This is a genomic window from Citrobacter sp. RHBSTW-00029, assembly GCF_014104295.1.
GTDB lineage: Bacteria > Pseudomonadota > Gammaproteobacteria > Enterobacterales > Enterobacteriaceae > Citrobacter > Citrobacter youngae.
In genome coordinates this window covers 3,993,377-4,014,268 of record NZ_JABXRT010000001.1, presented here as the reverse complement: position 1 = coordinate 4,014,268, position 20,892 = coordinate 3,993,377, and the positions used below count along the sequence as shown (strand labels likewise).

Sequence of the window (20,892 nt, the reverse complement as noted above, 5' to 3'; positions counted from 1 at the left end):
AATTGCCCCATTTTTATGTCTACAGGTGATGGAAATGCAGATCAAACGTACGATAGAGAAAATCCCAGGCGGTATGATGTTGGTGCCGCTGTTTCTGGGCGCGTTGTGTCACACCTTTTCCCCCGGCGCCGGGAAATACTTCGGCTCATTTACCAACGGTATGATCACCGGTACGGTGCCGATTCTGGCAGTCTGGTTCTTTTGCATGGGGGCATCGATTAAGCTGAGCGCAACCGGAACCGTACTGCGTAAATCCGGCACGTTAGTGATAACCAAGATCCTGGTCGCATGGGTGGTAGCGGCGATTGCATCGCGCATTCTTCCTGAACATGGCGTGGAAGTGGGGTTCTTTGCCGGATTGTCCACGCTGGCGCTGGTGGCCGCAATGGATATGACTAACGGCGGGCTGTATGCCTCGATTATGCAGCAGTACGGCACCAAAGAAGAGGCTGGGGCGTTTGTCCTGATGTCGCTGGAGTCTGGCCCGTTGATGACCATGGTGATTCTGGGAACCGCCGGGATTGCTTCGTTTGAACCGCATGTATTTGTAGGGGCGGTATTGCCGTTCCTGATTGGTTTTGCGCTGGGTAATCTGGATCCTGAGCTGCGGGAATTCTTCAGTAAGGCCGTGCAGACGCTGATCCCTTTCTTCGCCTTCGCATTAGGTAACACCATTGATTTGAGCGTGATTGCACAGACCGGCGTACTGGGTATTCTGCTGGGCGTGGCGGTGATTATAATCACCGGTATCCCGCTGATTATTGCCGATAAACTGATTGGCGGCGGCGATGGTACGGCGGGAATTGCGGCGTCCAGTTCTGCTGGCGCGGCCGTTGCCACGCCGGTGCTGATTGCGGAAATGGTTCCGGCGTTCAAACCCATGGCGCCGGCGGCAACCTCTCTGGTGGCGACGTCAGTGATTGTAACCTCCATCCTCGTGCCGATTATCACCTCCATCTGGTCGAAAAGAGCCAAAGCCAGAGCGGCGGCAATCGATATACGCAACGCGGTGAAGTAACGTGATTAAGCCGGATGGTTTGCACCATCCGGCTTAACCGTTTTAACCCTTGATTACAAACACCTCATCAATTGTTCGACACTCACTTTCATTCAGCTCCCCGCCTGCATTACGTGAAACCCCGGTGCAATAGCCAAACTTACGCGATACCACGGTTTTGATGGTGGTGACGAAATCCTCACCGATGGCGTAGATGGACATGTAGGTGCCAATCTGGTCCTGAATATCGCGAAGTGCAGCCAGATCCCCCTGCTTGAAGGCTTCTCGTGCGCTGACAAACAGCTCCGGCATGACGTTGTTTAATCCTGAAATAATCCCTGCGCCGCCTGCCAGCAGGTTAGGAATATAGTATTCGTCATAGCCGGATAGCACGGCAAAATCTTCGCGTACGGCGCGGGTGGTCTGGATCATGCTGCGGGTGTGGGACTGGCAGTCGACGGTATCTTTGATGCCTGCGAAGTTGGGGAACTCAGAGGCAAGGGTGGCAACCAGTTCAGGCGTTAAGTCGCAACCGGTTCGCGCCGGGAAGTTATAGGCAAACCATTTGCCGCTGAGTTTCTGCCCCAATTGACGGAAGTAGCTCAGGAGCTGTTTCGCCGTTTGCCCGTAATAGTAAGGTGGTAGGATCATCACGGCATCGTAACCGGCGCGATACGCTTCCTGTGCCATCAACAGCACATCGTTCTGGCAAGTGGATGAGACGTTGGCGACCATCTTCAGCGAGCTCATGGCACGGGCTTCACGGATCAGCAACAGCCTTTCCTCGAGCGTAAAGGAGGCAAATTCCCCGATGCTGCCCATCAACAAAATCACGTCGATGTTGGCCTCGGTAAGGCGTTTAAGATGCTGGCTCAGACCGTTAAGATCGATCTTGCCGTCATTGTCCATTGGCGTAATGGAAGGACACCAGACGCCAGCAAATTGCGATTGACCAGTCACGTTGTCGACTCCTTATTTGAAATGATGTTTCAAAACCAGCTTACATTGATAGCATGTGTCCCTAACTTTCATGTGAACCGTGCTCTCATTTTGAGCGACTGGGGTAAAATAAATGTGGTGTAATGGGAGAAATTTATCGGGAGAGGGAACAGATGCGATATCCGGTCGATGTTTTTACAGGCAAGATTCGGGACTACACGGGAAGCCGTCCCAGCGCGATTGCTAAAGTTCAGGTTGATGGCGAGTTGATGCTGACCGATCTGGGGCTCACGGGCGATGAACAGGCGGAGACTAAAATTCACGGCGGGCCGGATCGCGCGTTGTGCCACTATCCGCGTGAACACTATCAGCACTGGATACAAGAATTCCCTGAACAGGCGGAGTTATTTGTCGCCCCCGCCTTTGGGGAGAACCTCTCAACGCTTGGGCTGACAGAAGAGAATGTCTATATCGGCGATATTTTCCAGTGGGGCGAGGCGTTGATTCAGGTCACGCAGCCACGTTCACCGTGTTTTAAGCTGAATTTCCATTTTGGCATTAGCAATATGGCAAGTCAGATGCAGGCCTCGGGGAAGATAGGCTGGCTGTACAGTGTTATCGCGCCGGGCATGGTGTCGGCGGATGCGCCGCTGGTACTGGCATCGCGCGTGAGCGATGTCAGTCTGCGGGAGGCGATTGCTATTGCCTGGCATATGCCGTTTGATGATTCGCAATATCACCGTTTACTGTCGGCTGCAGGGCTATCGAAAAGCTGGACCAGAACGATGCAAAAACGCCGTTTAAGCGGCAAGATCGAGGACAATTCCCGCCGTTTGTGGGGGAAATAATTCCCCCTGTCCGTGGAGGCCGGATGAGGCATTACGCCGCCATCCGGCAACACAGAGAGACTCAGGAACGCTTATACAACGGTAACCAAATTACCAGCCGTAAACCACCCAGCGGGCTGTCTTCGGCCTTCACCCAGCCACGATGCTGCTGGATTGCGGTTTCAACAATCGCCAGACCCAGACCTGTTCCGCCAGACTCGCGATCGCGCGCCTCATCGGTACGATAGAACGGACGGAAAATCTGTTCTCTGTCTTCAGGGCTTACGCCTGGGCCATCGTCGTCCACGGTGATGGTAATCCCGTCGATATCCACCGCAAAGCCCACTTCGATCTTCGTGTGTGAATAGCGCAGGGCATTGCGCACAATGTTTTCCAGCGCGCTTTCCAGTGCGTTCGGGTTGCCATACAGCGGCCATGGTCCCGGCGGGAAATTCACTGTCAGCGATTTACCCATCTGCTCCGCTTCAAAGGCGGCGTTATCCAGTACTTCGCCCCATAGCTGATTAGCCTTCACGGTTTCACTGACCAGCGCGTTTTTCTGCTGATTACGTGACATCACCAGCAGGTCGTTGATCATGCTGTCCAGCCGGTGCGCTTCTGTTTCAATGCGCTCCAGCTCTTTGCTCTCACCGCTACGACGGCGCAGCAGCGCAGTCCCCAATTGCAAACGTGTTAGTGGCGTTCTCAACTCGTGAGAGATGTCCGACAGCAGGCGTTGCTGCGTGGTCATCATGCGTTCCAGCGCGGTCACCATCTGGTTAAAACTGGCACCTGCCGCCAGAAATTCCTGCGGGCCGGCTTCCAGTTCCGGATGCTGACGCAGGTTACCCTGTGCCACCTCATCCGCCGCGTTTTTCAACTTACGCGCCGGTTTCGCCAGGCTCCATGCCAGCCAAAGCAGCAGCGGTGAGCTGACGAGCATGGTGACGATCAGCAGCAACAGTGGCCGGTCAAACAACAGGTTGATGAAATCAGACTGTGAACTGTTGGCTGGTCGAATGAGATACAGCTGGTAGTTATCTTCCCCGTCTCTGACGGAGAAAGGCCCGACCATCTCAACGCGACCGTATTTTTTCTTCTGCGGATGGTCAGCGTTATCAGCCTGACCAATAAAGTTACGAATGATCTGCATTTCGTTGCGTTCTGCGCCGATCACACGTCCTTCTGTAGTGACAAGCAATAACCGCTGTCCTGGCGGCGCCCACTTGTCGATAGCACGGAACAGGCGACGCCACCACATCAGATCGTTGGGTGGGTCGTTCGCCAGCTCAGCTTCAACGTGTTGCTCGATCATCAACCCCTGGCGCTGCTCGCTGTCCAGTAGCTCGGTCATCTGGCGTGAGTCGAGCTTGGGCAGCATCAGTACCAACATCAACACCAGCGCCAGCGTTAACCAGAAGATGGCAAAGATGCGTGCGGTTAAGCTTCCTATCATGAAGCGGAGACCATCAGGTAGCCGCGACCACGCAGGGTTTTAAACCACGGGTGTCCGTCTTTCCGCTCTGGCAGCTTACGGCGCAGGTTCGAGATGTGCATGTCGATCGCGCGGTCAAACGGCGTCAGGCGTTTGCCCAGCACTTCCTGACTCAGGTGTTCACGAGAAACTACCTGGCCGAGATGCTGTGCCAGTAAATAAAGCAGGGTGAATTCGGTGCCGGTTAACTCCAGGGTTTGCCCATCAAAACTGGCTTCCTGGCGACCCGGATTCAGACTTAACGCATCCACTTCCAGCGTCGGCGAGCCATTATCGCTGGTCTGCTGTTGTTCGCTCCAGTGAGAGCGGCGTAGAATAGCGCGGATACGCGCGACCAGTTCGCGGTCATTAAACGGTTTGGGTAAATAGTCGTCCGCGCCCAGCTCAAGGCCGAGTACGCGATCCAATTCGCTGCCGCGAGCGGTCAGCATGATTACGGGCGTCTGGTGTGTCTGGCGAAGCGCTTTCAGTGTATCGATGCCGTTTTTCTTCGGCATCATGACGTCGAGCAAAAGTAAATCGATGCTGTCATCCAGAAGCTCAAGTGCCTGCTCCCCATCATGGGCAACCAGCACATCGAAACCTTCCATTTCGAGCAACTCCTTTAACAGGGAAGTCAGCTCTCGGTCATCATCAACTAACAGGATTTTATTCATTGTTTACGTACCTCCGAGGCAGAAATTACGTCATCAGGCGTCGCTAATCTATGACTTTACGTTGTTTTACACCCCCTGACGCATGTTTGCAGCCCGAATCGTAAACTGTCTCTCGTTGAATCGCGACAGAAAAGATTTTGGGAGCAAGTGATGGGCAAAGTTACCGCTGCCGTCATGGCCTCAACGCTGGCACTCAGTACTTTGAGCCATGCAGCTGAAGTCGTCACAGGCGATCACTGGCACCTGGGTGAAGGCTCCTCGCAGCGCAGCGTACAGAGCCACATGTTTGACGGTATCAGTTTAACCGAACATCAACGTCAACAGATGCGAGATTTAATGCAGCAGGCAAGACACGAACAGCCTCCTGTTAATGTTAGCGAAATGGAGACAATGCATCGTCTTGTCACCGCAGAGAAATTTGATGAAAGCGCTGTGCGCGCTCAGGCAGAAAAAATGGCACAAGAACAGGTTGCCCGCCAGGTTGAAATAGCCAGGGTCCGCAACCAGATGTATCGCCTGTTAACGCCCGAGCAGCAAGCGGTTTTAAATGAGAAACATGAACAACGAATGGAGCAACTGCGCGACGTAGCGCACTGGAAACAAAGCTCATCGTTAAATTTATTGAGTAGTAGCAACTCACGTTCCCAGTAGTAACCCTGTTTTCCTTGCCATAGACACCATCCCTGTCTTCCCCCACATGATGTGGGGGTTTTTTTTGCCCAAAATTACAGCGAATTACCAAAGATAAGCAGCCACTTACAGAAGATATTTGGAGCTTATAAACGTTTTTGTTATGTGTGACTGACTGCATTTATGTAGAGCCGTGTAATCTGATAATAATGCTCAGCTTTTTCCTAAATCCAACACAGTACCATCATTGGTAATGATAAAGGTGTAGTAGTGATTTTTTCCATTTAAGGTGTAGCTTGCACCATACACTAACCCTTTTTCTAAATTTACCGTAAAGCAGGTTCTTGGGTAGGTGAGATGCTTAAAATCGCCGACTAATAATTTTTTATTTTCTCTACCATTAGTTGACAGAATATAGCGGTTTAACACATCGTTTTTATCAGTGGTAAAGCAAACACGATTCCCGTCTACGTAGATCGCCCGTCTTTCGCCGGACTCTGCACCCTCTCTATCTTTCCCAGGGCACCCGGCAAGAAATAAAAGCAAAGGGAGAAAAATGATCGATTTCTTCATATCGGAAAGTCCCCTAGTACCTTTTCATATTTCTGAATTAACTCCAGCACCGGTTCCTCTGGGTCATAATCACGGTAAACATACAGATCGCTATGCCCATCAAACCCATAATGCTTTAACAACCAGTAATCGCTGACTAAGGATGCTTGCTGCTCCAGTCCGTAATCAAGTAAGTTTTTCTCATTTAGGCTGTATGTATAATCAGCTGCCCATGAGAACGCTCCGCGTGTTCGCACCCACATTCCATATTGGTGCTGCCAAACATGCATCATTTCATGTAAAAAAAGATGCTGGGCATTTGGAGTTGGCTGTTTTGTTGGCATTGAGAAATCATCTTCATATTTTATTTTTCTAAACCACATTTCGCCGTTAGGCGTCATCGCCTGGCCGGGGTTTTGACTATCAAAAGGAAGATAACTTTCCAGATGAACCCAAACTTGATGGTAAAGAACTCTGAAGCCAAAGAGCGAGTTTGCAAGATTTATCTCGCCAAGCCTTAGCCTACGCAGACCTCCTTCCTGGATCGGTTTCCAGTCAATAGAATTAGGGTAATACGCCATCTTAATCCCTCAAGATATGTTGATTGAGTGTTTATCGTACACCTAAAGTAAATCAGCATTGGAAGAGTTATAGAGAGGTCTTAAAAATTCAGAATAAAACGTATTCAGGTGACGTATGGGTCATGCTGATCCGGCTGTAAGATAGGCCGTAATGTAGATTTTTTATTAGAATAAATTTTTAATTTAAGTGTGTTATGTATTGCTACAACATTCCATCCCTGTCTTCCTTCACATGATGTGTGGGGGCCCCAAATTTGTCACTCGGTTATTGCCTGACTGTTTTACTTCATCCGTTATACTAGCGGCATATCCTGGCAGGAGTGTTTATGAATCAAACCTATGGGCGGCTGGTTAGCCGGGCGGCAATCGCGGCTACCGTGATGGCATCGCTGTTACTTTTGATCAAAATTTTTGCGTGGTGGTACACCGGATCGGTCAGTATTCTGGCTGCACTGGTGGATTCTCTGGTGGACATCGCTGCGTCGTTAACCAACCTGTTGGTGGTGCGCTATTCGTTGCAACCGGCCGATGATGAACATACGTTCGGACACGGAAAAGCGGAATCGCTGGCGGCGTTGGCGCAAAGCATGTTTATTTCCGGTTCGGCGCTGTTTTTATTCCTGACCGGGATTCAGCATCTCATCCAACCGACGCCGATGAAAGATCCTGGCGTTGGGGTGGTGGTCACCATCATTGCGTTAGTGTGTACAATCATTCTGGTCACGTTTCAGCGCTGGGTGGTGAAACGTACGCAAAGTCAGGCTGTACGGGCAGATATGCTTCATTATCAGTCTGATGTTATGATGAACGGTGCGATTCTCGTGGCGCTTGGACTGGCCTGGTACGGTTGGCATCGTGCGGATGCCTTGTTTGCGCTCGGGATTGGCATCTATATTTTATATAGTGCATTACGCATGGGGTATGAGGCAGTGCAATCCTTGTTGGATCGCGCCTTACCCGATGAGGAACGTCAGGAAATTATTGATATAGTGACGTCATGGCCCGGTGTCAGCGGCGCTCACGATCTTCGCACGCGGCAGTCAGGGCCGACCCGCTTTATTCAGATTCATTTGGAAATGGAAGATAATCTGCCGCTCGTTCAGGCGCATTTAGTGGCTGAGCAGGTGGAGCAGGCAATTTTACGGCGTTTCCCGGGATCGGATGTGATTATTCACCAGGATCCCTGTTCAGTCGTACCCAAGGAAGGCAAGATGTTTGAGCTTTCATAATTCGTTGTAAAAAAGTGAGCCGGGCCAGCATTTTGTGTATAAATTACCACCATTTGGCCTGACCTGAATCAATTCAGCAGGAAGTGATTGTTATACTATCTGCATATTCGTTGGATCGTTTCGATATGCGGAATCGACTTCCGGCAGCAGATTTCATTTTGCATTCCAAAGTTCAGAGGTAGTCATGATTAAGAAAATCGGTGTGTTGACAAGCGGCGGTGATGCGCCGGGCATGAACGCAGCAATCCGTGGTGTTGTACGTGCAGCGTTAACGGAAGGACTGGAAGTCATGGGGATCCATGATGGCTACCTGGGTTTGTATGAAGACCGTATGGTCCAGCTTGACCGCTACAGCGTGTCCGACATGATCAACCGTGGTGGTACTTTCCTCGGTTCTGCTCGCTTCCCGGAATTCCGCGACGAAAATGTGCGTGCAGTGGCTATCGAAAATCTGAAGAAACGTGGCATCGATGCATTAGTTGTTATTGGTGGTGACGGTTCTTACATGGGTGCAAAACGCCTGACTGAAATGGGCTTCCCGTGCATCGGCTTGCCGGGCACTATCGACAACGATATTAAAGGTACTGATTACACCATCGGTTACTTCACCGCATTGGGTACCGTCGTCGAAGCGATTGACCGTCTGCGTGATACTTCTTCTTCTCACCAGCGTATCTCCATCGTTGAAGTGATGGGGCGTTACTGCGGCGACCTGACCCTGGCTGCAGCAATTGCCGGTGGCTGTGAATTTGTCGTGGTTCCGGAAGTTGAATTTAGCCGTGATGATCTGGTTGCTGAAATCAAAGCCGGTATCGCAAAAGGTAAAAAACACGCCATCGTAGCGATCACTGAGCACATGTGTGATGTTGATGAACTGGCACATTACATTGAGAAAGAAACGGGCCGTGAAACGCGTTCTACCGTACTGGGTCATATCCAGCGTGGTGGTTCTCCGGTTCCTTACGATCGTATTCTGGCGTCCCGTATGGGCGCATATGCTATTGAACTGCTGCTGGCAGGTCATGGCGGTCGCTGTGTCGGTATTCAGAACGAGCAGCTGGTTCACCACGACATCATCGACGCTATCGAAAACATGAAGCGTCCGTTCAAAGGTGACTGGCTGGACTGCGCGAAAAAACTGTACTGATTGTTTTTGGTTGCCCGGTGGCGCTTCGCTTACCGGGCCTACAGCGTGTACTCTTGTAGGCCGGATAAGGCGTAAGCCGTCATCCGGTACAACCTTCCTCATTTATTCCCCAGAGTTATAGCAAATCTTTTTTTATTCTTTAATGTTTGGATGCCTTTCTGGCACGCTTTGCTCATCACAACATCACATAAGAGAGCTGGGCGATGAACAAATGGGGCGTAGGGTTAACATTATTGCTGGCATCGACCAGCGTACTGGCAAAGGATATTCAGTTACTTAACGTATCGTATGATCCAACGCGTGAACTGTACGAGCAGTACAATAAAGCCTTCAGCGCGCACTGGAAGCAGGAAACGGGCGACAACGTCGTGATCCGCCAGTCGCATGGTGGTTCGGGTAAACAGGCGACTTCCGTCATCAACGGCATTGAAGCCGATGTCGTGACGCTGGCACTGGCATACGACGTGGATGCCATTGCTGAACGTGGCCGTATCGATAAAAACTGGATTACGCGCCTGCCGGACAACTCCGCGCCTTACACCTCCACCATCGTGTTCCTGGTCCGCAAAGGCAACCCCAAACAAATTCATGACTGGAACGATTTGATCAAACCGGGCGTGTCAGTGATTACACCAAACCCGAAAAGCTCAGGCGGCGCACGCTGGAACTATCTGGCGGCATGGGGCTATGCCCTGCACCACAACAACAACGATCAGGCCAAAGCGCAGGACTTCGTCAAAGCACTGTTTAAAAACGTTGAAGTGCTGGATTCCGGTGCGCGTGGTTCAACCAATACCTTCGTAGAACGCGGTATCGGTGATGTGCTGATCGCCTGGGAAAACGAAGCGCTGCTGGCAACGAACGAACTGGGTAAAGATAAATTCGAGATAGTGACGCCGAGTGAATCTATTCTCGCGGAGCCGACCGTTTCCGTCGTCGATAAAGTGGTGGAAAAGAAAGACACCAAAGCGGTGGCAGAGGCTTATCTGAAGTATCTCTACTCTCCGGAAGGTCAGGAAATTGCAGCGAAAAACTACTATCGTCCACGTGATGCAGACGTCGCGAAGAAATACGAAAATGCATTTCCGAAGCTGAAGCTGTTCACCATCGACGAAGAGTTTGGCGGCTGGACGAAAGCGCAGAAAGAGCACTTTTCTAACGGCGGTACGTTCGACCAGATCAGCAAACGCTAAATAAGTCTGTGATTTACCGACCCGGTGGCTTAACGCGACCGGGTTTTTTATTTGTCATCGTTTTGCGTTACTCTTGCGCCTCAATGGGATACAGGGAACGCGTAATGAAAAAAGCAGGTTATCTTTTACTGGTGGTGATTGTGGTTGCCGCCGCTGCGGGCGTTGGGTACTGGAAATTTAGCGGTAACCCGGACGCGTTACGCCAGATAGTCCTTGAACAATGCCTGCCACATCAATTGCAGCAGCACGATCCCGCGCCGTGTACTGAAGTTAAACCCGATGCCGGATATGTGGTATTCAAAGACCGAAACGGTCCGCTGCAATATCTGTTGATGCCCACTTACCGTATCAATGGTACGGAAAGCCCACTGCTGTTGAAATCAGGCACGCCGAACTTTTTCTGGTTGGCCTGGCAGGCGCGCAGCTTTATGAGCCAAAAATACGGGCACGAAATCCCTGACAAAGCGGTCTCGCTGACCATTAACTCGCGTAGCGGACGTACGCAAAATCATTTGCATATTCATATCTCCTGTCTGCGAACCGACGTCAGAACGCAACTGGATGATAATATAGCGGAAATCAGCACTCGCTGGTTGCCATTGCCCGGCGGATTGCGCGGGCATGAATATCTGGCGCGCCGCGTCACGGAAAATGAACTGGCGCAACGCAGCCCGTTTATGATGCTGGCAGAGGAGGTGCCGGATGCTCGCGAGCATATGGGCCGCTACGCCCTGGCAATGGTGCGTCAAAGCGACGAATCCTTTGTTCTGCTGGCGACCCAGCGCAATCTGCTGGCGCTCAATCTCGCCTCCGCTGAGGAAATTCAGGATCATCAATGTGATATTCTGCGTTAACCCCACCTAATCTGGCGTTTACTCCGCATGCCTGTCCCCGTATTCTTGTTGAAAAAAACAACAGGAGACAGGCATGTCGCTCTGGCTTACGCACCCTCTGTTTATTCCCTCTCTGGTGGTCGGCGTCACCATTTTGCTTTGGGCTACGTCGCTGTTGCCGGAATTTATCACGGCGCTGCTGTTCTTTGCCGTGGCGATGGTGGCCAAAATCGCGCCACCGGATGTCATCTTTGGTGGCTTTGCCTCATCGGCGTTCTGGCTGGTTTTCAGTGGTTTTGTGCTGGGTATCGCGATTCGTAAAACGGGGCTGGCGGACCGGGCGGCGAGGGCATTGTCGTCAAGGCTGACAGACTCCTGGCCATTAATGGTCGCAAGCGTAGTGCTATTGAGTTACGCGCTGGCGTTCGTCATGCCGTCCAACATGGGACGTATTGCGCTGCTGATGCCGATTGTCGCGGCGATGGCGAAACGGGCTGGAATTAACGACGGCACGCGCGCCTGGTATGGTCTGGCGCTTGCCGTGGGTTTTGGTACCTTCCAGCTTTCCGCCACGATCTTACCTGCTAACGTACCAAACCTGGTGATGAGTGGCGCTGCGGAAGGCTCTTACGGCATCCACCTCAATTATCTTCCCTATTTGCTGCTGCATACGCCCGTGTTGGGTTGGCTAAAAGGCGCGGTACTTATTGGTCTTATCTGCTGGCTGTTTCCCGGCCAACCTCATGCTCCGCGCGATCTGACGCCACCTGAGCCAATGAGTCGTGATGAAAAACGTCTGGCCTGGATGTTAGCGGTGGTGCTGTTTCTGTGGGTCAGCGAAAGCTGGCATGGTGTGGGGCCGGCATGGACCGGGCTGGTGGCGGCGGTGATTACGCTGTTGCCGCGCGTAGGATTTATTAATGGCGAAGAATTTTCCAGTGGGGTGAATATCCGTACCTGCATTTACGTGGCGGGTATTCTGGGGCTGGCCATCACCGTGACACAGACCGGTATCGGTAGCGCGGTAGGCGAGGCGCTGTTACAGGTGATGCCGCTGGATGCGGAAAAACCGTTTACCAGCTTCCTTGCATTGACCGGCATTACCACCGCGCTCAATTTCATCATGACGGCGAACGGCGTTCCGGCACTGTATACCACACTGGCACAAAGCTTTTCAGATGCGACCGGTTTCCCGCTACTCTCGGTGATTATGATTCAGGTACTGGGCTATTCCACACCGCTATTGCCGTATCAGGCATCACCGATTGTGGTGGCAATGGCGTTAGGAAAAGTACCGGCAAGAGCTGGAATGCTGCTGTGTATCGTGCTGGCGGCGGCAACGTATCTGATACTGCTGCCGCTGGATTATCTGTGGTTTAGCGTGTTGGGGAAATTATAGTTGCATCAGAATGTTAATTTTTTGTTTTGTGAGTGGGTGAATTGTATTATGCGCACCGATATTGGTTAATACCTGAGCGCATAATTGCGTGCTGGAAACTCAAGGATTGATTCATGGACAGATTGACCCCCATCCGCTGTTGGCCTGCCATCATCTCGATTGTTATTACGCTGACCATCTGGTTTGTTATCCCATGTCCAGCAGATGTCACCCCCGAGGCGTGGCATCTGCTGGCGTTATTTATCGGTACTATCGCGGCAATTATTGGTAAAGCGATGCCTATCGGCGCGATTGCGATTGTGGCAATTATGCTGGTAGCCATGACCGGCGTGACGCATCCCGGTAAACCCACCGCGGCGCTGAGCGATGCGTTAAGTGGTTTCTCCAACCAGCTTATCTGGCTGATCGGCATCTCGATTATGTTGTCGCAAAGCCTGTTGAAAACGGGGCTGGGCGCGCGTATCGGCTATGGGTTTATTGCTTTGTTTGGCAAAAGAACGTTGGGTATCGCGTGGGCGCTAACGCTGGCAGAAACGCTGATCGCACCCGTTACGCCAAGCAATACCGCACGCGGCGGCGGTATTATTCACCCAGTGATGCGGGCGATTGCGGAAAGTCTGGGTTCTCAACCCGGTGACAAAGAGAACGGTGCTACAGGTCGTTATCTGGCTCTGGTGAACTACAACATTAACCCGATCAGTTCGGCAATGTTTATTACCGCTACCGCGCCAAACCCGCTTATTGTGAGTTTCTTGACCAAAGGGACGGATGGGGTGCTGAATATGACCTGGGGAATGTGGGCGATTGCGGCGCTTCTTCCTGCCGTTGTCTCACTGGTCGTGATGCCTATTGTCATCTGGTGGCTCTATCCGCCCGCTATTACACGCACGCCGAATGCGCCAGAGTTTGCCCGGGAAAAGCTGGGGGCACTCGGTCCGTTGTCGCTGGCTGAAAAAATCACCCTCGCGGTTTTCGCTTTGCTGCTCTGCCTGTGGGCAGGTGTTCCTGCCATGCTGATGGGCAGTACCTGGGCCGTTAACCCCACCAGCGCGGCGCTCATTGGCTTGTCTGTTCTGTTAGTGACAGGGGTATTGAGTTGGGACGATATCCTTAAATGCCGCGGTGCATGGGATACGATAGTCTGGTTTGCCGCACTGGTTATGATGGCGGATTTCCTGAGCAAACTGGGTCTGGTGGGGTGGCTGGCGACGAGTGTTGGTAGCGCAATTGACCATCTCGGCGTGCACTGGAGTATCGCCACGCTGCTGCTGATCCTGCTTTATGTCTATTCACACTACTTTTTCGCCAGTACCACTGCACATATCACGGCCATGTTCGCGGCTTTCTTTGCTGCCGGATTAGGCCTCGGTGCTCCACCGGCGCTGCTCGGTCTGATGCTGGGCTTCTCCTCCTCCTTGATGATGTCGCTCACGCACTATGGCACGGGTACTGCGCCTATTATCTTTGGTTCGGGCTATGTCACGCTGGCGGAGTGGTGGAAAACGGGGCTGGTGATGAGTGTGGTCAACCTGACCATCTGGGGTGTCACGGGGGCCTTCTGGTGGCACTGGCTGGGATACTGGTAAAGCGGGTATAAGAAGGGGAGCGATGCTCCCCTTTTAACAACTTAGGCCTGTTTAGCGGCTTCTGCTGCTTTAACGATGACTGCGAAGGCGTCTGCTTTCAGAGAAGCACCGCCAACCAGCGCACCGTCGATGTCCGGCTGAGCGAACAGTTCTGCGGCGTTTGCTGCGTTTACAGAACCGCCGTACTGGATGATAACTTGCTCAGCGATTTTCGCATCAGCTTTAGCAATGTGGTCACGGATGAATTTGTGGACTGCCTGAGCCTGAGCAGGCGTTGCAGATTTACCGGTACCGATAGCCCATACAGGTTCGTAAGCGATAACCACGCCTTCGAATGCTGCTGCGCCCTGAGTTTTCAGCACTGCGTCGATCTGACGTGCACAAACTTCTTCAGTTTTGCCCGCTTCGTTTTCCGCTTCGGTTTCACCGATGCACAGAACCGGGGTCAGACCCTGTTCTTTCAGCACAGCGAATTTCTTCGCGATCAGCTCGTCAGACTCTTTGTGGTAAGTACGACGCTCAGAGTGACCGATAATGATGTACTGCGCGCCGATATCTTTCAGCATTTCAGCAGAAGTTTCACCGGTGAATGCGCCAGACAGGTTCAGGTCAACGTTCTGCGCGCCCAGAATGATGTGGCTACCGGCAGCGGCGTGTTTCGCCAGGTCGATATACATTTCCGGCGGAGCGATTGCTACTGCACAGCCAGCAACGCCAGCCAGTTCTTTACGCAGGTTAGCAACCAGTTCGTTTACCATGTGGCGGCTGCCGTTCAGTTTCCAGTTACCCATCACTAAAGGATGTCGCATTTCATTTCTCCACGCTTGTCAGCGAATTAAGGAAGATGGCCGCCCGTCAGGGCAGCATGGTCTGTGAAACAGTATAGAGATTCATCTGCGGAAAGGCTTTGCTTTTTGTCATCAATTCGCCTTCTCAAGACTTTCTGATAGTGCCAGCTTAATCGGTTCAACAGCGAAGGTCAGCCCCTTTTCGCCGTTATCTGCAACAACATAGCGGATTGCGCCTTCCGTTTCGGCGTAATAGTGCTTACCTTTGCCGGCAGCGAGCAGTTTTTGCAGCTTTTTCTGACTCTGTTCTTTCGTCAACAGCGGCGCGACGGTGCGAATGACGGCGGTCATGTATTCCAGCGCTTTCGCTTTGGCCGCCTTTTGTTCTGGCCCCTGAATCGGCAGCCAGGTTATCTGCATACTTTTGATTTTTAAGGTGCCGCGCTCAAGGGCGGAGGACGCATACAGGTTTTCATTAATTTTACTGGCCGCGCGGGTGAGATTTGCCCGATCGCGGCTGCTGTCGATGGCACGGAACTCATTCAGAATAAGCTTCGGATTCTGCGTATTAAAGTTTTCGCGAAACTGGCTAATCGACAGGTCAAAGGTCGGCGCACCCGCCAGTAAATAGGGGGCCGTGGTTGCCGTCGATGGCTCTTCCGCCAGCGCCGCTGTATTCACGGACATGGCTGAAAACAATAATAAAAACAGTGTAAATCCTTGCTTCATCAATCGTACCTTTCATTCTCACTGCTCACGATTAAAACGGTAACCGTCGGGCTTGTCAAAAGGGTAAACTGTTCTGGAAGGTAATAATAAAGGAACTTACATGACCATACAGCAGTGGTTATTCTCATTTAAAGGGCGTCTTGGACGCCGTGATTTCTGGATTTGGATAGGCTTGTGGATAGTCGGGATGCTGGTTCTGTTCTCGCTGGCGAGTAAACAATTGCTCGATATCCAGACGGCGGCATTTTGTCTGGTTTGTCTGCTGTGGCCGACGGCTGCAGTCACAGTAAAACGTCTGCATGATCGGGGTCGCTCCGGCGCGTGGGCGTTCCTGATGATTCTTGCATGGATGCTGCTGGCCGGAAACTGGGCAGTATTGCCCGGTGTCTGGCAATGGGCGGTAGGCCGCTTTGTACCGACGCTGATTCTGGTGGGTATGCTTATCGATCTGGGCGCGTTCGTTGGCACCCAGGACGCAAATAAATACGGTAAGGACACGCAGGACGTAAAATACAGAGCTGACTCGTAGGCCGGATAAGCGTGAGCGCCATCCGGCAAGACCTCACCAGTAATGCTCAGCGGTCATATGGCCCGGTCGACGGCGCAGGTGTTTGGTCATTTGCCGGGTTTCTTTCAGCAACTGCTGCGTGTCGCGTACCATTTGCGGGTTTCCGCACAGCATCACATGACTGCTTGCTGTATCCATGGGTAGCCCAACAGCAGCTTCCAGCGCGCCGCTCTCAATCAACGCCGGAACTCGCCCGGTTAATGAACCTGCGGCGGTTTCACGGCTCACAACCGTCTGGATACGTAATTTACCTTCGTAGCGTTTTTCCAGGTCCTGCATTAACGGCAGATAGCTTAAATCGGCGGCATAGCGGGCGGCATGGACCAGCACCAGATTTTTAAAACGGTCCAGATCTTTGCCCAACTGCAGAATCGATAAATATGGGCCGATAGCGGTACCGGTTGCCAGCATCCATAGAGTGTCACAATCGGGGACTTCATCCAGCACGAAGAAACCGGCGGCTTCACTCACCACCTGGACTTCGTCGCCAGGTTTCAGTGCGGCCAGACGGGGGCTGAGTTTTCCGTCAGGAACCGTCACCAGATAGAACTCTAAATCGGGGTTATCAGGCGCATTCACGTAAGAATAGGCGCGCTGGACGCGCTCGCCGTCGATTTCGAGGCCGAGCTTGGTAAACTGACCTGCGGTGAAGGGAAGAACCGGAGCTCGCACGGTCAAACTAAATAAGGCATCGGTCCAGTTCTGTACCTTCGTGACTTTGCCTGTTACCCAATCTGCCATGGTTTTCTCCTGTCTGCTGTGATTGCCTTATCTTCGTTCGTTGCACGAAAGATTTCCAGCCCAGATGGGCTGGAAGGCTCTATTGATCAAATCAATTACAGGATATGCGTCTGTACATCCGGATCTTTGCGATCGAGGTAGTGGATGGACTGAATACGACGGATCGTACGTGATTTCCCACGGATCAGCAGTGTTTCGGTGGTGGCAATATTACCTTTGCGGCTAATCCCTTCCAGCAGATCGCCTTTGGTGATCCCGGTCGCGGAGAAAATAACGTTGTCGCTGCGGGCCATTTCATCCAGACGCAGCGCTTTACCTGCCTCAATACCCATCGCGGCGCAGCGAGCCAGCTCCTGTTCGCCGATACGACGGTTCTCTTCGCTGTCGCCTTTGACGTCATGGCGAGCCAGCAGGCGGCCTTGCATGTCGCCATCCAGCGCGCGGATAACGGCGGCAGAGACGACACCTTCCGGCGCGCCACCAATGCCGTACAGCACGTCAACTTCGCTGTCTGGCATGCAGGTCAGAATTGAGGCCGCCACGTCGCCGTCAGGAATGGCGAAGACGCGTACGCCCAGTTTTGTCATCCCGGCAATAACCTCGTCATGGCGTGGTTTTGCCAGGATGGTAACGGTCAGTTCGCTGAGCGGTTTGTTGAGCGCGGTAGCAATGTTACGCAAGTTGGCTTCCAGCGACAGGTTCAGGTCGATGGACCCTTTTGCGCCTGGGCCGACAATCAGCTTTTCCATGTACATATCCGGCGCGTTCAGGAAGCAGCCTTTATCGCCAACGGCCAGTACGGCCAGCGCGTTGGCCTGACCCATGGCCGTCATGCGTGTGCCTTCGATAGGATCGACGGCGATGTCGACCGCATCACCAAGACCGGTCCCGACTTTTTCACCGATAAACAGCATCGGCGCTTCATCAATCTCACCCTCGCCAATCACGATGGTGCCGTCGATGTTGACCTGGTTGAGCATAATACGCATGGCGTTCACCGCCGCGCCGTCAGCGGTATTTTTATCGCCGCGGCCCAGCCATTTATAGCCAGCCAGCGCGGCCGCTTCGGTCACGCGTGAAAATTCAATGGCAAGTTCTCGTCTCATTGCAAACTCGTAGCTGAAAGGAATGGCGCGAAGTGTAGCACAGGGGAGGGGACGAGATTATTGATGTGTGTGCGGGGTTGCCCTCGCACGAAGAGATTGCCGGATAAGCCAAAGTTGCCATCCGGCAATGACGTATTACTCGTCGTGATCTTCCCACGCCAGAGCGCGTTTGACCGCTTTTTTCCAGCCGCTGTAACGGAAGTTACGTTCGGTGGTTTCGATGCCAGGGCGGAACTCACGCTCAATGACCGCTTTTTCCTGCAGCTCATCCAGATTCTGCCAGAAGCCGACAGCCAGACCGGCCAGATATGCTGCGCCTAATGCGGTGACTTCGCGGACTTCCGGACGCTCTACGCGGGTACCCAGAATGTCAGACTGGAACTGCATCAGGAAGTTGTTGGCGACCGCACCGCCATCGACGCGCAGGGCGTGTAAACGAATACCGGAGTCAGCCTGCATCGCTTCCAGCACGTCACGCGTCTGATAAGCGATAGACTCAAGCGTTGCACGGATGATGTGGTTGGAGTTTACGCCACGGGTCAGGCCGAAGATGGCGCCGCGTGCATACGGGTCCCAGTACGGTGCACCCAAACCGGTGAACGCCGGAACAACATATACGCCGTTGGTGTCTTTCACTTTGGTGGCGAAATACTCAGAGTCGAATGCATCGCTGATGAGTTTCATTTCATCGCGCAGCCACTGGATGGATGCGCCAGCCATAAATACCGCACCTTCCAGCGCGTAGTTCACTTCCCCGGTCGGTCCGCAGGCGATAGTGGTCAGAAGCCCATTTTCTGACTTAACGGCTTTCTCGCCAGTATTCATCAGCATGAAGCAGCCAGTACCGTAGGTGTTCTTCGCCATCCCTTCTTTCACGCACAGCTGACCGAATAGTGCAGCCTGCTGGTCACCCGCGATACCGGAGATAGGAATACGTGTGCCGCCTTTACCACCGATGTTGGTCTGGCCATAGACTTCAGAAGAACGACGCACTTCTGGCAGCATGGCACGCGGAATGTCCAGCGCATCCAGCATCGTGTCATCCCAGTCCAGGGAGTGGATGTTGAACAGCATGGTACGCGAGGCGTTGGTGTAATCCGTGACGTGTACGCGTCCCTGAGTCATTTTCCAGATAAGCCAGGTGTCAACGGTACCGAACAGCAGTTCGCCGCGACGAGCGCGCTCACGCGAGCCTTCTACGTGGTCGAGGATCCACTTCACCTTGGTACCGGAGAAATACGGGTCAATCACCAGGCCGGTGTTGTTACGGATGTATTCTTCCATGCCATCGCGCTTGAGCTTTTCGCAGATATCTGCGGTACGACGACACTGCCACACAATGGCGTTATAGATTGGTTTACCGGTCTCACGCTCCCAGACGATGGTGGTCTCACGCTGGTTGGTAATACCGATCGCTGCAATTTCATCGGAACTGATATCGGCTTTCGCCAGAACTTCAACCAGCGTAGAGCTTTGGGTTGCCCAAATTTCCATTGGGTCGTGTTCTACCCAACCTGCTTTCGGGTAGATTTGCTCGAATTCGCGCTGTGAAACGGCAACGATATTCGCATCGTGGTCCATTACGACCGCGCGGGAGCTGGTGGTGCCCTGGTCGAGCGCAACGATATATTTTTTTTCAGTCATAATTTTTGTCCCGTAGTCACATTACAGCGAAGCTTTTTGTTGAGTGTTAGCCGCCGCGTCTTTTTCTTCAATCGCGCAGACATCGCACGGTAAATGGCGACCAATCAGTTTGCGATATGCCCATGCGCCCAAAATCGCGCCGGTAATTGGGCCAAACACCGGAACCAGGAAGTAAGGGATATCACGACCACCCGTGAAGGCAATCTCACCCCATCCGGCCATCCAGGCGAAGAGTTTCGGTCCGAAGTCACGTGCCGGGTTCATCGCAAAACCGGTCAGTGGGCCCATGGATGCACCAATAACGGCAATCAGTAAGCCGATCAGCAGCGGTGCCAGTGGACCACGCGGTACACCATTACCATCATCGGTCAGTGCCAGAATCAGCCCCATTAGAATAGCGGTAATGACCATTTCAACCGCGAAGGCCTGCACAAAATTGATATGTGGGTTTGGATAGGTGGAGAAAGTACCTGCCAGATTGAGGCTTTCTACACTACCGCGCACGATATGGTTCGTTTGTTCGAAATCGATGAAAAGATTGTAATAAAGCCCGTAAACCAGTGCCGCTGCGCAAAAGGCGCCGGCAATTTGCGAAATAATAAAAGGAACGACTTTGCGTTTGTCAAAACACGCAAACAGCCATAGTGCGATTGTGACTGCTGGATTCAGGTGTGCGCCAGAAACGCCTGCGGTCAGATAGATAGCCATGGCTACCCCCAGACCCCAGATGATACTGATTTCCCACTGACCAAAAGTAGCCCCGGCCACTTTGAGTGCAGCGACACAACCCACACCGAAGAAAATCAACAACCCGGTACCGAGGAATTCAGCAATGCACTGGCCTTTCAAGGTTGATGTTTGACTCATAATCGGATCCTGAAGAGTTTAATGTTTATTGTATGCGAGAAGGTCACTGACATCCCCGGAGCCGGTAGGCACACTGTTAATTTATCGTTAACGCTCAAAAACGAGAAATATCGAAATTAAAATGTGTGTACTCCATCAACAAAATGAGCGTTTTCGCGCCATTGCGCGGTATTTGTTATACAAAAATAGTGTGAGCTGAATCATTTCACCGATCATCCTGTTAACACTTAAGAGTTATGACAGTTGTGTCTCCAGGACAAAGATTAAAAGTGTTGCAAACCGCAATCTGCGCGGGATGCCGCTGGACAGGGATGGCGCGGCTTCATACAATCGGTGTTAAGTAGTGTGCGCTCGTTTTTATTAAGGCGTCGCCGGTTATCGGGAC

At 52.5% G+C, this 20,892-nt stretch carries 21 protein-coding genes; 10 read left to right on the top strand and 11 right to left on the bottom strand.

Features of this window, described 5'->3' with window-relative positions; translation table 11 throughout:
* Positions 1 to 34 precede the first annotated feature (34 nt).
* Entirely contained in the window at positions 35 to 1,018 is a 984-nt protein-coding gene (kdgT, locus tag HV041_RS19415) for a 2-keto-3-deoxygluconate transporter (protein WP_048214013.1), read from the top strand.
* Between the two features lie 42 nt (positions 1,019 to 1,060).
* On the opposite strand, the gene HV041_RS19410 is transcribed toward kdgT, so the two are convergent.
* Positions 1,061 to 1,957, bottom strand: coding sequence for a dihydrodipicolinate synthase family protein (locus tag HV041_RS19410; protein WP_048214012.1), 897 nt, complete (start codon positions 1,955 to 1,957; stop codon positions 1,061 to 1,063).
* A 152-nt stretch (positions 1,958 to 2,109) separates the two neighbouring features.
* Between HV041_RS19410 and yiiM the strand changes: the two genes are divergently transcribed.
* Complete coding sequence (gene yiiM, locus HV041_RS19405) at positions 2,110 to 2,784, top strand: 6-hydroxyaminopurine reductase (RefSeq protein ID WP_121585281.1); 675 nt, start codon at positions 2,110 to 2,112, stop codon at positions 2,782 to 2,784.
* Positions 2,785 to 2,845: 61 nt separating this feature from the next.
* Here yiiM and cpxA read toward each other — a convergent pair whose 3' ends face one another.
* The gene (gene cpxA / locus HV041_RS19400) at positions 2,846 to 4,219 is read right to left on the bottom strand and encodes an envelope stress sensor histidine kinase CpxA (protein WP_165712708.1); all 1,374 of its coding nucleotides are present in this window, start codon (positions 4,217 to 4,219) and stop codon (positions 2,846 to 2,848) included.
* Positions 4,216 to 4,914: an envelope stress response regulator transcription factor CpxR gene (gene cpxR / locus HV041_RS19395; RefSeq protein WP_048214010.1), complete on the bottom strand. Its 699-nt coding sequence runs from the start codon at positions 4,912 to 4,914 to the stop codon at positions 4,216 to 4,218. The genes cpxA and cpxR overlap by 4 nt, the downstream gene beginning before the upstream one ends.
* Positions 4,915 to 5,064: 150 nt before the next feature.
* Here cpxR and cpxP point away from each other — a divergent pair, with 150 nt between their 5' ends.
* Positions 5,065 to 5,565, top strand: a complete 501-nt coding sequence (cpxP, locus tag HV041_RS19390; RefSeq protein ID WP_005121753.1) for a cell-envelope stress modulator CpxP — start codon at positions 5,065 to 5,067, stop codon at positions 5,563 to 5,565.
* A gap of 192 nt (positions 5,566 to 5,757) precedes the next feature.
* Here the strand turns inward: cpxP and HV041_RS19385 are convergent, their stop codons facing one another.
* Positions 5,758 to 6,117 (bottom strand): putative T6SS immunity periplasmic lipoprotein, encoded by a 360-nt coding sequence (locus HV041_RS19385; RefSeq protein ID WP_048214009.1) that lies wholly within the window; start codon positions 6,115 to 6,117, stop codon positions 5,758 to 5,760.
* Positions 6,114 to 6,677: a type IV secretion protein Rhs gene (locus HV041_RS19380; RefSeq protein ID WP_121585282.1), complete on the bottom strand. Its 564-nt coding sequence runs from the start codon at positions 6,675 to 6,677 to the stop codon at positions 6,114 to 6,116. Before HV041_RS19380 ends, HV041_RS19385 begins: the two co-directional genes overlap by 4 nt.
* A gap of 326 nt (positions 6,678 to 7,003) precedes the next feature.
* On the opposite strand from HV041_RS19380, the gene fieF reads away from it, so the two are divergent.
* The 6 genes from fieF (at position 7,004) to HV041_RS19350 (ending at position 14,064) form a co-directional block, all read left to right on the top strand.
* The gene (fieF, locus tag HV041_RS19375) at positions 7,004 to 7,906 is read left to right on the top strand and encodes a CDF family cation-efflux transporter FieF (RefSeq protein ID WP_048214007.1); all 903 of its coding nucleotides are present in this window, start codon (positions 7,004 to 7,006) and stop codon (positions 7,904 to 7,906) included.
* Positions 7,907 to 8,090: 184 nt separating this feature from the next.
* On the top strand, positions 8,091 to 9,053 hold the full coding sequence (gene pfkA, locus HV041_RS19370; protein WP_003028778.1) for a 6-phosphofructokinase: 963 nt from the start codon (positions 8,091 to 8,093) through the stop codon (positions 9,051 to 9,053).
* Between the two features lie 203 nt (positions 9,054 to 9,256).
* Positions 9,257 to 10,246, top strand: coding sequence for a sulfate/thiosulfate ABC transporter substrate-binding protein Sbp (sbp, locus tag HV041_RS19365; RefSeq protein WP_048214006.1), 990 nt, complete (start codon positions 9,257 to 9,259; stop codon positions 10,244 to 10,246).
* Between the two features lie 104 nt (positions 10,247 to 10,350).
* Positions 10,351 to 11,100, top strand: a complete 750-nt coding sequence (locus HV041_RS19360; protein ID WP_115601202.1) for a CDP-diacylglycerol diphosphatase — start codon at positions 10,351 to 10,353, stop codon at positions 11,098 to 11,100.
* 73 nt (positions 11,101 to 11,173) lie between these two features.
* Entirely contained in the window at positions 11,174 to 12,478 is a 1,305-nt protein-coding gene (locus tag HV041_RS19355) for an SLC13 family permease (protein ID WP_121585283.1), read from the top strand.
* Positions 12,479 to 12,591: 113 nt separating this feature from the next.
* On the top strand, positions 12,592 to 14,064 hold the full coding sequence (locus HV041_RS19350; protein WP_061066967.1) for a DASS family sodium-coupled anion symporter: 1,473 nt from the start codon (positions 12,592 to 12,594) through the stop codon (positions 14,062 to 14,064).
* A gap of 41 nt (positions 14,065 to 14,105) precedes the next feature.
* On the opposite strand, the gene tpiA is transcribed toward HV041_RS19350, so the two are convergent.
* Positions 14,106 to 14,873, bottom strand: a complete 768-nt coding sequence (tpiA, locus tag HV041_RS19345; protein ID WP_003028783.1) for a triose-phosphate isomerase — start codon at positions 14,871 to 14,873, stop codon at positions 14,106 to 14,108.
* Positions 14,874 to 14,984: 111 nt separating this feature from the next.
* Positions 14,985 to 15,581 carry a YiiQ family protein gene (locus HV041_RS19340; protein ID WP_061066968.1) on the bottom strand — a complete coding sequence of 199 codons (597 nt, stop codon included), beginning with the start codon at positions 15,579 to 15,581 and terminating at the stop codon, positions 14,985 to 14,987.
* A 100-nt stretch (positions 15,582 to 15,681) separates the two neighbouring features.
* On the opposite strand from HV041_RS19340, the gene HV041_RS19335 reads away from it, so the two are divergent.
* Entirely contained in the window at positions 15,682 to 16,110 is a 429-nt protein-coding gene (locus HV041_RS19335) for a DUF805 domain-containing protein (RefSeq protein WP_005121733.1), read from the top strand.
* Between the two features lie 33 nt (positions 16,111 to 16,143).
* Here the strand turns inward: HV041_RS19335 and fpr are convergent, their stop codons facing one another.
* The 4 genes from fpr to HV041_RS19315 form a co-directional block, all read right to left on the bottom strand.
* Positions 16,144 to 16,890, bottom strand: a complete 747-nt coding sequence (fpr, locus tag HV041_RS19330) for a ferredoxin--NADP(+) reductase (protein ID WP_121585284.1) — start codon at positions 16,888 to 16,890, stop codon at positions 16,144 to 16,146.
* Positions 16,891 to 16,985: 95 nt separating this feature from the next.
* Positions 16,986 to 17,996, bottom strand: a complete 1,011-nt coding sequence (gene glpX, locus HV041_RS19325; protein WP_061066970.1) for a class II fructose-bisphosphatase — start codon at positions 17,994 to 17,996, stop codon at positions 16,986 to 16,988.
* Between the two features lie 135 nt (positions 17,997 to 18,131).
* Positions 18,132 to 19,640: a glycerol kinase GlpK gene (glpK, locus tag HV041_RS19320; RefSeq protein WP_048213999.1), complete on the bottom strand. Its 1,509-nt coding sequence runs from the start codon at positions 19,638 to 19,640 to the stop codon at positions 18,132 to 18,134.
* A 21-nt stretch (positions 19,641 to 19,661) separates the two neighbouring features.
* Positions 19,662 to 20,507, bottom strand: coding sequence for an MIP/aquaporin family protein (locus HV041_RS19315; RefSeq protein WP_048213998.1), 846 nt, complete (start codon positions 20,505 to 20,507; stop codon positions 19,662 to 19,664).
* Positions 20,508 to 20,892 lie beyond the last annotated feature (385 nt).

What these genes read in the sequence shown, in the direction of transcription:
- sbp (WP_048214006.1), top strand. Translation starts at nt 9,257, where the DNA reads ATGAACAAATGGGGCGTAGGGTTAACATTATTGCTGGCATCGACCAGC.
- cpxP (WP_005121753.1), top strand. Translation starts at nt 5,065, where the DNA reads ATGGGCAAAGTTACCGCTGCCGTCATGGCCTCAACGCTGGCACTCAGT.
- kdgT (WP_048214013.1), top strand. Translation starts at nt 35, where the DNA reads ATGCAGATCAAACGTACGATAGAGAAAATCCCAGGCGGTATGATGTTG.
- pfkA (WP_003028778.1), top strand. Translation starts at nt 8,091, where the DNA reads ATGATTAAGAAAATCGGTGTGTTGACAAGCGGCGGTGATGCGCCGGGC.
- cpxA (WP_165712708.1), bottom strand. Translation starts at nt 4,219, where the DNA reads ATGATAGGAAGCTTAACCGCACGCATCTTTGCCATCTTCTGGTTAACG.
- HV041_RS19360 (WP_115601202.1), top strand. Translation starts at nt 10,351, where the DNA reads ATGAAAAAAGCAGGTTATCTTTTACTGGTGGTGATTGTGGTTGCCGCC.
- tpiA (WP_003028783.1), bottom strand. Translation starts at nt 14,873, where the DNA reads ATGCGACATCCTTTAGTGATGGGTAACTGGAAACTGAACGGCAGCCGC.
- glpK (WP_048213999.1), bottom strand. Translation starts at nt 19,640, where the DNA reads ATGACTGAAAAAAAATATATCGTTGCGCTCGACCAGGGCACCACCAGC.
- HV041_RS19385 (WP_048214009.1), bottom strand. Translation starts at nt 6,117, where the DNA reads ATGAAGAAATCGATCATTTTTCTCCCTTTGCTTTTATTTCTTGCCGGG.
- HV041_RS19355 (WP_121585283.1), top strand. Translation starts at nt 11,174, where the DNA reads ATGTCGCTCTGGCTTACGCACCCTCTGTTTATTCCCTCTCTGGTGGTC.
- HV041_RS19335 (WP_005121733.1), top strand. Translation starts at nt 15,682, where the DNA reads ATGACCATACAGCAGTGGTTATTCTCATTTAAAGGGCGTCTTGGACGC.
- fpr (WP_121585284.1), bottom strand. Translation starts at nt 16,890, where the DNA reads ATGGCAGATTGGGTAACAGGCAAAGTCACGAAGGTACAGAACTGGACC.
- fieF (WP_048214007.1), top strand. Translation starts at nt 7,004, where the DNA reads ATGAATCAAACCTATGGGCGGCTGGTTAGCCGGGCGGCAATCGCGGCT.
- HV041_RS19340 (WP_061066968.1), bottom strand. Translation starts at nt 15,581, where the DNA reads ATGAAGCAAGGATTTACACTGTTTTTATTATTGTTTTCAGCCATGTCC.
- glpX (WP_061066970.1), bottom strand. Translation starts at nt 17,996, where the DNA reads ATGAGACGAGAACTTGCCATTGAATTTTCACGCGTGACCGAAGCGGCC.
- yiiM (WP_121585281.1), top strand. Translation starts at nt 2,110, where the DNA reads ATGCGATATCCGGTCGATGTTTTTACAGGCAAGATTCGGGACTACACG.
- HV041_RS19350 (WP_061066967.1), top strand. Translation starts at nt 12,592, where the DNA reads ATGGACAGATTGACCCCCATCCGCTGTTGGCCTGCCATCATCTCGATT.
- cpxR (WP_048214010.1), bottom strand. Translation starts at nt 4,914, where the DNA reads ATGAATAAAATCCTGTTAGTTGATGATGACCGAGAGCTGACTTCCCTG.
- HV041_RS19380 (WP_121585282.1), bottom strand. Translation starts at nt 6,677, where the DNA reads ATGGCGTATTACCCTAATTCTATTGACTGGAAACCGATCCAGGAAGGA.
- HV041_RS19315 (WP_048213998.1), bottom strand. Translation starts at nt 20,507, where the DNA reads ATGAGTCAAACATCAACCTTGAAAGGCCAGTGCATTGCTGAATTCCTC.